The organism is Corynebacterium pacaense, assembly GCF_900169525.1.
In the GTDB taxonomy this organism is placed as follows: domain Bacteria; phylum Actinomycetota; class Actinomycetes; order Mycobacteriales; family Mycobacteriaceae; genus Corynebacterium; species Corynebacterium pacaense.
Genome location: NZ_LT821239.1, coordinates 239727 through 253359, shown reverse-complemented (window position 1 = coordinate 253359; position 13633 = coordinate 239727). Strand labels below are relative to the sequence as shown.

Here is a 13633-nt window from a genome sequence, read left to right as displayed (position 1 = left end):
CCTTCAGAGCACCTGAGGGTGGGGGCGGGGTGTTCATGTACCCACCACCGTCCGCCGGGTTCGGTTCCCTTCGTGGCACCGTTTCTGCTCCGGTGCCCACCCGGGGGCGGTCGACTACCGGAGTTCCAGGGTGTCGACCCAGGCGAAGAGGTCACCCAGTAGCGGGGAGTCCGCCGCAATGACGCTCATGTGGGTTCCTCCCAGGTACTCGTGGACCTCCACCCTCCGCTGCGTTTCGCCCGCCCGTTGCGCCATCTCCCGCTGGCTGTCCACCGGAACCACCTCATCCTCGGTTCCCTGTCCGAGGAACAGGGGCGCGTCCCCCTGCCCGGAGGCGATGTTCTCGCGGAGACGGGCGCCCGCGGGGGTGGTGTCCAGATTGACGTTGATCACCGGTGCCGGCAGTACCTTCGTCAGCCCCGCCGAGCTGAGAACCGCGTTGGTCATCCCTTCATCGCCTACGCAGGTGGATGCGAAGGAACGGATCAGCGGTTCGGTACCGGGGAACAGGTAGTCACCGAGCCTGACGTCGGGGTACTCCTCGGAGTAGGGAACCAGGACATAGGATCCCACCACCGGTGCCAACGGTGATGTGGTGGACAGGATCCTGCGCGCCATGAACAGCGGATCAGCCGCGGCGGAGAGTGCCGCGACACCGCGGATTCTCAGCTCGGGTGCATAGGACGCGGAGATCTGATCGGCGAACAGGGTTGCGTGACCGCCCTGCGAGTGACCGAAGAGCAGGGCATCCGCGCCCGCCTGTGCTCCCTCGAGCCCTCGGCTGGCACGGATGGCGTCCAGGGTGGATCGTCCCTCGCCCTCGCCGATGAGGTACGGGAAGCGCCCGGCAGTACCCTGTCCCGGATAGTCGGTTGCCACGACGACCCAGTCGCGTTCAATGGCCTGCGAGATACCCGGGATGGCGTCCTCGGTCAGGGCATCCGGGGTCAGGCTGGGTGCGCAGGCCCTGGCGACCCCGGTGGTACCGTGCTGCCATGCCATGACGGTGCGTGTGGCGGACCTCGGGGGCGTCGTCGGTACCGCCACGACCGCGCTGGCCACAGCGGGCGACCCGTCGCCGCGGGTGGTGGCGTAAAGGATCCTCAGGGCGCGTGCCCCGGCGGGAACGGAGCCCGCGTAGTCGGCCACCCTGAGCAGCGTGCCCGGTGCGGGGATCTCGCCCTGCCAGTCGTAGAAGTCCCCGTCGTACTGCGTGTTTTCGGTGATCACCGCGTTGGCGGCGGCCCGCGGGATGTGGATCACCCCCGGCGTGCCCGCCACGAGGGCGGCGGTCAGGACCAGGGATAGTGTTCTTCGAGACATGTCCGTCCTTCGGGCTGGTTGTGCTGTGACAGGTGCACAACCAGCCTATCCACACCTCCGGAGATTGTGTCGCTACCTCCGGAACAATCCCTGGATCTGGTCCCAGAGGCCGGGAACGAACGCGAAGGCCGCTCCGGCCAGACCGATGGCCCCGGCGACAACCGCGGCCAGTTTCCCGAAGAATCCGCTGTGGCTGCTGCCGCTGGAGCCGCCGGTGTCCGTGCCGGAATCATCCTTTCCGGCGATGAAGGACTGCACCGCGGAGATCTCGGTGCCACCGAAGGGATCCTCGGTGCGGACGAACCAGCTGTGGCGGCCCTGTTTCACGTCCCGCCAGACCACGGAGGCGGTATCTCCGGAGGCGACGTCGTGGACGGACCCGATCTCCGTGGTGCTCAGGAAATCAGCGCTGAATGAATCGCTGGTGAGTACCCGACCCTCGGGGGCGATACCCAGCTGATCATAGGAGAGGTCAAATTCCTGGTACTTGTAGGGATCTTCCGCCGGCCCGAGCAGCGAGGGCTCATCGGAGTTGTAGTCCTGCAGGGATGGGGAGTAGGTGCGCACCATCATCTTCCTTCCCTCGTTGTCGAAGTGGAGCATGCGCAGGTACCCCTGGCCGCCCTCGGGCAGCCCCTGGTAGTCGAAGAGCATGGAGGTCACCGTGCGTTCCTTGGTGCCGTCGCCGTCATCGTCGAAGGAGTCGGTGCGCTGGAAGGCGTCGTGGTAGTGGCCGGAGAAGACCATGCGCACATTCGGGTTGGTGGCAACGACCTCATCGAGAATGCGCTGCGGAATCGGGCCCAGCCCTCCGGTGGTCAGCATGAACTCGTGAAGGTTGAGGATCGCAACCCGTTCCGGGTGGGCCGCAAGTACCTGGTTCATCCATGCGATCTCCTCATCGCCCGGGCCCCAGCCCATGGCGACGTTGATGAAATCGATCCCACCGGCGGAGAAGAGATCATAGTGTCCGCGGTTGTCCTTGTAGCTGTCGCCGTACCAGGGGTTGCCGGCATAGCGCTGCTCGCCGAAGTAGCGGCTGAACTCGGTGTAGTCATTGTCGCGGTGTCCGACATCGTGGTTGCCGGCGAGAACGGAATAGGGCAGGCCGGCCTCATCGAGGCGCGCGTACTGCGGACTGGCGTTCTCCCACTGGTTTGCCTGGTCGAAGTCATCGACGACATCACCGGTGTGGAAGAGGAACTGGATGTTCTTGTTCTCCCGCTGCTCCAGCAGATAATCGTGGATGTGGACCTGGTGCTCGAAGTACTGCTCGTTGTAGTACTGGGTATCGGACTCCCAGGCGAGGGTGAAGTCATAGTCCGAACGCGGCACGTCACCCGGGTGGGCGGGGACAACCGCCGAGTCGCGGGTGGTGTGATCTGCGCCGGCGAATCCCTCCGAATGCTGGACCAGGACGGTGACGGTGCCATCGACGGCGAACTCCGCGGCATTGACCATGCCGTCGAGGGTGAAGTTCTCCTGCTCCCGGCCGGTGAGGTGACGATCAACCTCCACCCACGTCGAGCGGTCGGCGCTGAGCGCGTAGAGGATGACCTGTGCGCGGCTGTCCGCGGATCCCGCCCAGTTGATGCGCAGCCGGGTGTCGGCCGCCATGTCGGCGGGTGTGTCGATGTCGAAGAGCTGGTAGGGGAAGGCGGAGTCGGAGCTGACCTCTGTTCCCAGACCATCGGTGGTGCCCAGCTTCTCCACCTCCTCCCTGCTCAGCGTGGCCGGCTGTGCGCGTTCGGTGGTGGCGGCATCGGAGACGGATCCAGTGGATGTGCGGACCCTGCCACTGTCAAGTGTCGGGGAATCCGCCTCCAGGAAGGTCAGATCCAGCTGATCTCCACTGGGATCATTGGCGCGGGCGGTCAGTTTCACATCGCCCGTCGGGACCACCGCTCCCCCGGTGGGTGCGAAATCACCGCTGATCGGATTCTCATCCGGCGTGGTGAAGGTGATGGTGCGCTCCGTGCGGTTGCCCACGGCATCCTGGGCACGCACGACCAGGGTGTGTTCACCCTTCTCCAGGTCGAGGGATCCGGTGGTGAGGGGGAAATCGACACGTTCGCCGTCGAGGAGGGCCTCCACACTGTCCAACCCGGATCCGGAGTCGTCGGCGGTTGCGTCGATCTCCACTGTGCCCCGAAGCTCCTGGCCCTCCCCGACCCCGGTGATGGTCAGTTCCGGTCCGGTATTGTCCACCTGCACGCTGCGGCTGATGCTTTGCCCATTCTCCCTGCGAACGGTCACGGTGTGCCTGCCATCCTCGGCAACGGTGGTGTCCCAGGCATGCGCCACCCCGGTGAATGCATCGTCGGGGAGCTGGAAGGTCGCGTCGAAGAAGTCCAGGGTGCCGGCGCTATCGCCCATCTTCAGCCAATCCTGCTGATTGCCCACGCCCGCCGGGGTGAGGGTCCGGCCGTCGGGAAGGATGAGGCGGAGGTTGCGGATCTGGAAGTCATCGTTGTTCTCATCGGGATCAATGGCCGGGGCGGCCTTGGTTCCCGCGTAGACGCTGACCGTCAGTGTGCCGTCGGCGTTGATCCGGTACAGCGGAACGGCGGTGGATACGGTCTCTATTCTTTCGTAGGTGCCCTCATCGAAGATGAGCAGTTCCTCGCCGTCGGCGAGAATCCCGTTGCGGAAGAAGACGTCGGTCTGTGTGACCTCCATGGCAAAGGTCGGCGCGGCCGGCAGGCTGCGTCGCGTGTCCACGGTCCGGTCGTCGATAAGCACCGAGACATTTGTCATGGAGTCCGCGACTCCGATGACGTCGGTGGTGCCGTTGACCCACTGGTCCTGTGCGAGGTTCAGACGCAGCGGTTGCGTCTCGGCGCCCTCCACCTGGATTCTTCTGGTGTCGGTGGTCGTGCGGGAGGTGCCGTCGGAGACGGTGAGCGAGTACTCGAACCACTGCTTGCCCGTGATATCGGCGGCCGGGAGGACCCAGCTGTAGGTGTCGGAATCAGTGGCACTGAGATTGATCTCGGTGGCTGTCTCATCCACGTTCGAGCGAACCCTGAGCGAGGCGGTGCGCACCCCCACGTTGTCCCTTGCGGTAAAGGAGAAGGCGAAGGGCTGACCCGGGGTTATCAGCTCCCCGGTGTCGTCGGTGACCTCCGGGGGAACGAGGTCGGGGGTGACCTGCTGCAGCGGATCCGGTAGCTGGACCGGATGGGTGCGACCGGGGGTCGGCTGCGCACTGCCGCGCAGAATCTGTTTGGTGGTGTCCGCGGTGTCGACGATGTAGTTCAGGCCCTTGTCCGCCTCGACGTCCCTGGCCCCCGCCATGTTGTAGTAGCCACGGTTGATCACCTGCCCGGTGTTGGTCTGGATCTGGATTCCGCGTGCCGAGCCGTTGGCGAAACCGCCCGAGTGGATCTCAACCAGGTTCTCACCGGCGACGAGATCGGTTCCGTAGGCCGAGTTGAAGTCCGTGGCGGTGAGCTGGTCATTGGGCCCGTTCTTGATCCAGAGGACCAGAGACGCCCCCGGCCCTATCCGGACGTCACCCGGTTTCGCAGCCCATACAGCGGAGTTGGAGTTGGTGTTCTCGTCGGTGGGATAGAGGTAGTTGAGGGTGTAGTCGGAGAAATCAATCGTCTTCTGTGTGGTGTTGGTGATCTCAACGAATTCATAGGCGTCGGAACCGCCCACATTGGCGGAGTCGGCGAGCAGCTCGGTGAGAATCAGCGGTGCCGCCGTGTCCGGGGAGGTGAGGCCGTCGAAGATCGTAGTCTCCGACTGCTCCGGGGCTGGTGCGATGAGCTGGTCCTCGGAAACCTCGCCCGGGGTGGGGGTGGCGAGGGTCCGCAGCACGGTGGCGCTGCGCTTGCCTGCGGCGGGCATGGAGAACTCGATGCCCGCGTTCGCCGAGGCACTGCCGGAGGGATAGTGCGACCATGAGGCGACCTGATCGTTGGCCATGATCCTGATGCCACGGTCCCCGCCATTTGCCAGTCCGGCCTGGCCGGTGGCCCGCACTATCCGGGTGGCACCGCTCATGGCATGCGCCGCACGGAACTCCTCCTCGGTGCAGGTGGAGGTATCGTATTTGTCCGTGGCGTAGTTCATCCACACGACCAGTGTCTCCCCCGCCTCTAGAACGGTATCCCGCTCCAGCTGCAGGGGCTTGTCGCGGCTGGTGTCGGCGGAATCATCATAGGAGTAGGCGAAGGTGTAGGCGCCGGTGCCCAGAGTGACCGGGTGGGTGGAGGTGTTGTGGACCTCGAAGTACTCGAACTCATCGTCGCCGGTGTTATCCGGGAGAATTTCCGTGATGATGAGATCGGAGGGGCCGTCCGGGACGGCGGTGCCCTGCGCCGGGGTGGTCACCTGGCCGGGGGCCTGATTGAGCGCGGAGAGATCGATCTCCCGGGCGACAGCGGCATGCCCTGTGGTGACTGCGCACGCCGTGGTGGCGGCAATGGCCAGTCGGAGGCCATTGGTGCGGAGATTCAAAGTGTGTCCCTTTTTCATTGTCAACGGTTCCAATTGGAATGGAGGTCAGCCCCGGGCGCCACCGGAGGTGGGAATCTGTGGGGTTTCGGGAGGCCGGAGTGGGCATGCCGAAACGCCCGGCAGAAGAGTCGTCTGTCGGGTGAGCCCGGGTGCTGAGGGACACATTAGAAGTAACTTATTAAATTCATGTGAATAAGAGACGAACAATCGGTGCTTTCCCATATTCTTCCCGCACGGTGGGCGGGGGTGGGTGCACCGGCGGGTGCCGCGAAGGCCGGGATCCCCGGCAACCCGGCCCGCAACTACTTCCCTGATTCGAACACGGGCCACTTCTCACCGGCGGTGATGTTGATCTCCAGATGGTTCGACGCGGTCGGTGAGGTGCAGAGGAAGTGGGGACTGAAGGCCAGCGGTGGCAGGAACGCCCGGTTGAAGTCCACGACGGTTTCCGCAGCCGCGGAGCTGGGGCGTTCAATGTCGAGGAGGCGGAAGCGGTGCACCCCGGACCGTACTGAGAGATCCGAGAAGACGACTCTGAGGTCGCCTCCGTTGTCCGTGGCAAGCAGTCGGTGCTCGCGTCCATCAACGTGGAAGTGCACCCACCCCGCGGTCTCCGCGGGGTGAACCGTCCCATCGGCCGAGGTGGTGCTGACTACGGCGATCTCCTCCTCGAAGGTTGCGGAGATCCGCCACCTGCGCGCCGGCGGAAAGACGGCGATGGTCCGGAATCCCGTCCGCGCCGGGGCGTTTCTGTCGAGGGTCCGGAGCGCCAGATCGCCGTCCCGTCCGATAGCGGTGAGGATCACCCGCCCATCATCGACCCGCTCCCCCGGGTGCAGCTGAATGGTGCCGGTTGTGGTGTATGGCTGCGCCAGAGTGATGCCGATGATGCTGTCACCGGTCCTGTACCACTGCCCCGGCGCGCCGGGGAAGCCCTCCGCAGAACCTGGGTCGGTGGCGGTGACCCAGTGCGTGCCGGTCAGTGCTGGCGGAGCGTCCTCGCGGAACGCCTGCTCCACCCGCCGGTGGTGCCAGGAGTGCCAGGCGTTCTCGTCGAGGGGCTCAGTGGTGTGTGTCTTCCTGGCCAGGGGTGTGCTCATGGGGTGGTCTCCTGTTCGTGCCGGTGCTGCATCGGTCTGGTTTCTGCGAATCTCGTGTCCTGTCATACTAGACCAATCTGTCTGTAGTATGGCAAGGGATTTATTTCACGCAGAGGGATTGCTTCAGTATTCACCGGTGGAAGGGGTTCCAACCTCCCCCGTTTCATGCCGAACTACCTGGGAAAATATCATTCCCCATGGACTCAATCCGGTTTCCATTCAGACTGAATTCAACAATAGGGGTTCATAGACTGATCGGTCTATCGTGTGCATATCAGCTACAGCGATCAGGAAAGAGGCACCCCCATGGCACGCATTGCCCGAGCCGGAATCATCTCCCCAGGCAGCTTCTCGCCGGAGAATCCGCGCCGCGGTCTGGATGAGACCCTGGAGCTATTCCGGCTCGCCGAGGATCTCGGGTTTCAAACGGCGGGGATCCGGCAGCGGCACCTCGAGTACGGCTCGTCCTCGGCGTTGACGCTGCTGGCCGCGGCCACCCAGCGCACCGAACGCATTGAACTGGAGACCAACGTTGTCCCCCTCGGCTACGAGGTTCCCTTCCGGCTCGCCGAGGATTTCTCCACCGTGGCGGCACTGTCCGGTGGCCGGTTGACCGTGGGCATCAGTACTTCGGCTCCGCACGCGGAACTCCTCGGCTCCCTCAACCGCACCGATGTCTCCCCCTACACCGATCCCTATGAACTGATCGAGCGCTTTCTGGAGGCGCTGCGGGGCGGGGAGCTGTCGACGCAGCTGCAGCCGACCCCCTACGGCACCCTGCACCGTCCCTCGATCCACCCCCACATCCCCGGACTGATTGAGAAGGTGTGGCTGGGCGCGGGTTCGGACAGGTCCGCGGTGTGGGCGGCACGCCAGGGACTCGGAATCTCGCTGGGCAATCTCACCAACGCCGTCGGGGAAAAGGGATTCGAGGAATCGCAGAGGGACCGGATCGATCTCTACCTGGCGGAGTACCGCGGTTCAATCGCCCCGCGGGTGGCCGTGGAACGCGTCATCCTCCCCCTGGATTCCGCCTCACCGGAACAGCAGGCGCACTACAGGGACTTCGCCGGTGGCCGGCTCGCGCGCACCACCGAACCACAGGGGCAGCGCCGCACCGTGATCCAGCCTGACCTCATCGGTAGCTCCGCGGACATCATCGAAGCGCTGCGCAGTGATCCGGTGATAGACGGGCACACGGAGCTGCGGGTGGCGCTTCCCTACGCCTTCGCCGCCGAGGACTACGCCCAGATCATAGGCGATATCGCCGAGCGGATCCTGCCGGAACTCGGCTGGACCGCGGACAGTTCCGAGGTGCTGGAGGCCGTCCATGGATAGCTCGGTGGGCGTTTCCGTCGCCCGTTTCGTCGCGGCCCGTGTCGGGCAGGCCGTCCTGGTTACCTGGGTGGCCTACACCGCAGCCTTCTTTCTCCTCTACGCACTGCCCAGCGACCCCGTGTCGCTGCTGCTCGGCCCGGACGCCGTGGATGTCTCCGCCGCGGAACGCGCCGAACTCGCGGCCCGCTACGGCTTCGATCTGCCGATCTTCCAGCAGTACCTCAACGCGTTGGGCGGTCTCCTCCGCGGCGACCTCGGGTTCTCCGTGCAGATGGGCGGCGCGGTCGGAGGGATCCTCGCCGGCGCGCTGGGTCCCACCGCGATTCTGGGGGCCCTCGGTCTCCTCCTCGCCATCGTTATCGGCGTGGGGATCGCGATCGCCGCGACCTATTCCACCACCCCCCTGATCCGCCAGTTTCTTCTCGGGCTGCCATCGCTGGCTGTGTCCATTCCGGCGTTCTGGCTCGGCCTGATCCTCATCCAGGTTTTCTCCTTCCGCCTCCAATGGTTTCCCGCCTTCTCCGCGGAGGGGCTGTCCGGCCTGATTCTGCCGGCGCTGACCCTGGCGCTGCCCACCAGCGCCATGATCGCCCAGGTGTTCACCAGGAGCCTGAGCACCTCCTTCCATGAGGCCTACGCCGATACCGCCTTCGCCAAGGGCGCGCCGAGAAGCACCGTGCTCATCCACCACGCGGCCCGCAACGCACTGCTCCCCGCGCTGACCATCACCGGCCTCGTCGTCGGTCAGTTGCTCAGCGGAACGGTGGTCACTGAAACAGTGTTCTCCCGGCCGGGTCTGGGAAGGGTCATCGCAACCGCGGTGTCGAATCAGGACATCCCGGTGGTTCTCGGTGCTGTGCTGGTGGGCGCGGTTCTGTACTCGGGAACCAACCTCATCGTCGATCTGCTCTATCCGGTGTTCGATCCGCGGCAGCGTGAGCGCATCGGGGCACGCAAGGTGTCCGGTTCGACATTCGATTCGGTGGTACGCACCGGAACATCCCCGGACCGTGCGGGTGCGGACAGCACACATGATCAGCAAGGCGATGACAGGAAGGATGAGACCAGTGACAGCACCAGTGAATATTTCGTCTGAGCAGATACTCGTTCAGCCCCCGTTGAATGAGCAGCCGGACGGCGCGGCCCACGACCGCTCCAATGAGGACACCTTCTCCACCACCAGCCGTCTTCAGCGTTTCCGCAGTTCCCGCTTCGCGGCGCCGACGGTGATCCTGGCCCTCGCCTGGCTCACGGTGATCCTGGTGTGGACCCTCGCACCGGGGCTGGTCACCTCCGGGGACCCGATCAGCGGCACCGTGGCCGACAAGCTGCAGCCGCCCTCGGGCGCGCACTGGTTCGGCACCGACCAGCTGGGGCGCGACATCTTCACCCGCGTGGTCCACGGCACCGGACTGACGGTCAAGGCCGTGCTCATCGCCGTGGGACTCGGTTTCGCCGTGGGTGGCGCGCTCGGGGCCACGGCGGGATTCATCGGTGGATGGGTCGATGCGGTGCTCATGAGATTCGCCGATGTGCTCTTGTCCATCCCGAGTCTGCTGCTGTCCCTGGCCGTGATCGTCGCCCTGGGGTTCGGCACGGTCAATGTCGCCATCGCCGTCGGTATCGGCGCGGTGGCCTCGATCGCCCGCGTCATGCGTTCGGAGGTGCTCAAGGTGCGCACCAACCTCTACATCGATGCGGCGGTCGCCTCCGGGGCGACCCGATGGCGGGTGCTGTGGCGCCACGTGCTGCCGAACTCGCTCGGCCCCGTGATCGTGCTGGTGGTGCTGGAGTTCGGCACGGCGGTGCTGGCGATCTCCTCATTGAGCTTCCTCGGTTATGGAGCGGCCCCACCCACGCCGGAATGGGGTGCCCTGGTTTCCCAGGGGCGCGACTACCTCGCGGCCCAGGGCTGGATCTCCACCATCCCCGGACTCGTGATCACCCTGACGGTCCTCTCCGTCAACCGTTTGTCCAACGCCCTCAACACCTCCGGAGGTGCATCGTGACCGCTCCCCTGCTGTCCGTGTCCGATCTTCGTCTGAGCTACCGCACCCACGGCGGGCTTGTCGACGCCGTCCGAGGCGTCAGCTTCACCGTCGACCGCGGCGAGCGCCTGGCACTTGTCGGTGAGAGCGGTTCCGGAAAGTCCACCATTGCCTCGACCATCGTCGGACTTGCACCGGAGAACCTCGCCATCGGCGGTGGCAACATCCGCTTCGGCGGCGACGGGGTTGAGCTGCTCGGAGCCAAACCCCGATTGCTCAACAGCTACCGTGGCAGGCACATCGGGTTCGTGCCCCAGGATCCCAGTGTCTCGCTCAACCCGGTGCACCGGATCGGCGATCAGGTGGCCGAGGTGCTGCGCCTGCACGGCGTGGCCGGGAGGAAGGAGGCGCGGGAGCGGGCGGTGGAGGCACTTGCCGCCGCGGGAATCGACCGCCCCGAGCTGCGCGCACGTCAGTATCCGCATGAGCTTTCCGGCGGCATGAGGCAACGCGTGCTCATTGCGATCGGTGTCGTGGCCGGGCCGTCGCTACTGATCGCCGACGAGCCGACCAGTGCGCTCGATGTCACGGTCCAGCACCGCATTCTCAACAACCTCGATGAGTTGACCAGGGACAACAACCTGTCCACGCTGTTTATCACCCATGATCTCGGTGTCGCAGCCGAGCGTTCGGACCGCATCCTGGTGCTCCACCGCGGGCGGATCGTGGAGGAGGGCGCGCCGGATGAGATCATCGAATCCCCGCAGCATCCCTACACCAGACAGCTGATCAGTGATGCCCCGAGCCTGCACGCCAGCCGCCGCGTGGACGCCGGGCCGCGGTCGCGACCCTCCCCCGTGCCCTCCGGGGCGTCGGCAAGCGGTGCCCCCGCACTGGAGCTGCGCGGGATCTCCAAGCGCTTCGCGCTGCCGCGCTCGGCCGGACGCCGTGGTGAGGTGGTCAATGCACTCAACGATGTCTCGCTGAGCATCGATCGCGGAAGCACCTACGGACTGGTCGGGGAAAGCGGATCGGGAAAGACCACCCTCGGCCGCATCGCCCTCCGCCTCGAGGAACCCAGCTCCGGGCAGGTGCTCATCGACGGCGAGGATGTCACCACCGTACGCGGTGGTGCGCTGCGGGAACTGCGCCGCCGCATCCAGGTTGTCCAGCAGAACCCCTACGCCTCGCTCAACCCCAGGATGAGCGTCGCGGCAAACATCCACGAACCGCTCTCCGCCTTTCACGAAGGCACCCGTTCAAGCAGGCACAGCCGAGCACACGAGCTCCTCGACCAGGTTGCGCTGCCCTCCTACGTCGCCGAACGCACGCCCGCGGGACTCAGCGGAGGGCAGCGCCAGCGTGTCGCCATCGCCCGTGCACTCGCGCTGAACCCGGAGGTGCTCATCCTCGATGAGCCCGTCTCCGCGCTCGACGTCACGGTGCAGGCACAGATCCTCGATCTCCTGGTTGAACTGCAGCGTGAGCGCGGACTCGCCTATCTGTTCATCTCCCACGACCTCGCGGTGGTGCGAGATATCGCGCACACCGTCGGCGTCATCCGCCGGGGTGATCTCGTCGAGGAGGCCGATGCCGTCAGGGTCTTCGAGGCACCGCAGAATCCCTACACGCGCCAGCTGCTTCAGGCGATCCCGAAGCTTCCTTCCCCGTCCACAGCCATCTGATCCACATCGCATTCAAGGAAACATCACCATGACGAACCGTTCTCGCTCGCTCATTCTCGCCACCACCGCCCTGGCCACCGCCCTGACCCTGGCCGCCTGCTCCTCCTCCACCGGTGATCAGGCCGGCGGCGAGGGTGGTGGTGAGCAGGGGGGCACCCTGACCTTCGCCCTCGCCAATGACCCCCTGGTGTTCAACCCCTCCGCCACGGGAAACGGCAATGACACCTGGAACGTTACCCGCCAGATCTATGACTCCCTCGTTCACCTCAATGCCGACACCGGTGAACTCGAGCCCTGGCTCGCCACCGGGTGGGAGATCAACCCCAACGCCACCGAATTCACCTTCACCCTGCGCGATGATGTCACCTTCTCCGACGGTTCCGCACTGACCGCCGATACGGTGGTGGCCAATTTCGAGGACATCAAGGCCGCAGGTGCCGCCTCATCCTCAGTGGCCGACCTCCGCGACTACGCCGGCGCGGAGGCCGTGGATGAGCACACCGTGGTGATCCGGTTCTCGCAGCCCAATGCGGTCTTCCTGACTTCGGCGGCGGGTGTGCCACTGGCCATCGTCTCGGAGAAATCCCTCGAGATCCCCTATGCGGAGCGGGCGTCAGGGGACAACGTTGCCGGTTCCGGGCCCTTCACCCTGGCCGGATACACCAAGGATTCCCAGGTCAGCCTGAAACGGAGGGAGGGCTACAGCTGGGCGCCGCCCTCATTCGAGAACACCGGTGATGCGCACTTTGACACCATCGAGTTCAAGATTGTTCCCGAATCCGGAAACCGCACCGGTGGCCTGAGCAGCGGGCAGATCGATGTGGCCGGCGGAATCTCCCCCAACGACATCGACTCGGTGGAGGCCAGCGATTCCATTGTTTCCCGTGCCAATCCCGGCACCGTTTTCGGTATCTACTTCAACTACAAGCAGCCCGAGATCCAGGATGAGAAGGTCCGTCAGGCCGTCGGCCTGGCCGTCGACGCCACCGAGATCAGGGATGGAGCGCTCAACGACAAGTTCAATGTGGCCACCAGCCCGCTGTCCTCGACCACGAAGGACTACGCTGACGTGTCCGCCGACATCGCCAAGCACGATCCCGACGCCGCCCGCAGGCTGCTCGACGAAGCGGGCTGGGTTGAGGGTCCCGATGGTGTCCGCACCAGGGATGGGCAGAGGCTGGAGTTCCGGATCACCTACATCAACAACTTCGGTCCCAATCCCGACAGCATCGCCCTCCTGCAGGAGCAGCTGCGTGCGGTGGGTATCGGAAGCACGCAGATCTCCGGAACCGTGCCCGAGTTCCAGTCCAACCTCGCCTCCGGCGAGTACGAGGTCGCCTGGCGCAATCTGTCCCGCGTCGACGGGGACGTGCTGCGCGCCGATTTCACCGACGTCGGATCGGCCTCGAACTGGCCCATCCCCGATCCGGACCTGGAAGCGAAACTCAACGCGCAGGTGGCGATCGGTGACCAGTCCGAACGCACCAGGGCACTCGAGGAGATCCAGCGCGAGATCGTATCAAAGTCATACTTCATCCCGGTCCACGAGCTGACCACGGTCTTCGGGGTCTCCGACGACATCGAGGGCATCGCCCTGGGCGCCGATTCCCGCCTGGATCTGCTTGTCGACGCACAGAAGACCTCATGACCACCGCCGAGCTCCAGTGCTTCCGGTTCCTCGGGGCACTCTGCGGATTGAGTGCAGTCAGCTACCTGCACGCACTGGAGGAAA

Annotated in this window: 8 protein-coding genes; 5 read left to right on the top strand and 3 right to left on the bottom strand. The window is 65.2% G+C overall.

The features are described 5' to 3' along the window. Window positions 1-114 precede the first annotated feature (114 nt). From B7E02_RS01365 to B7E02_RS01355, 3 genes are all read right to left on the bottom strand, one after another. Entirely contained in the window at window positions 115-1323 is a 1209-nt protein-coding gene (locus B7E02_RS01365; RefSeq protein ID WP_080792174.1) for an alpha/beta fold hydrolase, read from the bottom strand. Between the two features lie 72 nt (window positions 1324-1395). Continuing rightward, complete coding sequence (locus B7E02_RS01360) at window positions 1396-5808, bottom strand: lamin tail domain-containing metallophosphoesterase family protein (protein WP_080792172.1); 4413 nt, start codon at window positions 5806-5808, stop codon at window positions 1396-1398. A 284-nt stretch (window positions 5809-6092) separates the two neighbouring features. Next, window positions 6093-6890, bottom strand: a complete 798-nt coding sequence (locus B7E02_RS01355) for a DUF1684 domain-containing protein (RefSeq protein WP_179129624.1) — start codon at window positions 6888-6890, stop codon at window positions 6093-6095. 306 nt (window positions 6891-7196) lie between these two features. On the opposite strand from B7E02_RS01355, the gene B7E02_RS01350 reads away from it, so the two are divergent. From B7E02_RS01350 to B7E02_RS01330, 5 genes are all read left to right on the top strand, one after another. Next, entirely contained in the window at window positions 7197-8228 is a 1032-nt protein-coding gene (locus B7E02_RS01350) for an LLM class flavin-dependent oxidoreductase (protein ID WP_080792167.1), read from the top strand. Next, window positions 8221-9324, top strand: a complete 1104-nt coding sequence (locus B7E02_RS01345; RefSeq protein WP_080792165.1) for an ABC transporter permease — start codon at window positions 8221-8223, stop codon at window positions 9322-9324. Before B7E02_RS01350 ends, B7E02_RS01345 begins: the two co-directional genes overlap by 8 nt. 130 nt (window positions 9325-9454) lie before the next feature. Further along, a complete protein-coding gene (locus B7E02_RS01340) occupies window positions 9455-10237 on the top strand; it encodes an ABC transporter permease (protein ID WP_425429781.1) in 783 nt (260 codons plus the stop codon). After that, entirely contained in the window at window positions 10234-11901 is a 1668-nt protein-coding gene (locus B7E02_RS01335; protein ID WP_218672365.1) for a dipeptide ABC transporter ATP-binding protein, read from the top strand. The genes B7E02_RS01340 and B7E02_RS01335 overlap by 4 nt, the downstream gene beginning before the upstream one ends. Window positions 11902-11929: 28 nt before the next feature. After that, complete coding sequence (locus B7E02_RS01330; RefSeq protein WP_080792156.1) at window positions 11930-13549, top strand: ABC transporter substrate-binding protein; 1620 nt, start codon at window positions 11930-11932, stop codon at window positions 13547-13549. The last annotated feature ends 84 nt before the right edge of the window (window positions 13550-13633 follow it).

What these genes read in the sequence shown, in the direction of transcription:
- B7E02_RS01365 (WP_080792174.1), bottom strand. Translation starts at nt 1,323, where the DNA reads ATGTCTCGAAGAACACTATCCCTGGTCCTGACCGCCGCCCTCGTGGCG.
- B7E02_RS01360 (WP_080792172.1), bottom strand. Translation starts at nt 5,808, where the DNA reads ATGAAAAAGGGACACACTTTGAATCTCCGCACCAATGGCCTCCGACTG.
- B7E02_RS01355 (WP_179129624.1), bottom strand. Translation starts at nt 6,890, where the DNA reads ATGAGCACACCCCTGGCCAGGAAGACACACACCACTGAGCCCCTCGAC.
- B7E02_RS01350 (WP_080792167.1), top strand. Translation starts at nt 7,197, where the DNA reads ATGGCACGCATTGCCCGAGCCGGAATCATCTCCCCAGGCAGCTTCTCG.
- B7E02_RS01345 (WP_080792165.1), top strand. Translation starts at nt 8,221, where the DNA reads ATGGATAGCTCGGTGGGCGTTTCCGTCGCCCGTTTCGTCGCGGCCCGT.
- B7E02_RS01330 (WP_080792156.1), top strand. Translation starts at nt 11,930, where the DNA reads ATGACGAACCGTTCTCGCTCGCTCATTCTCGCCACCACCGCCCTGGCC.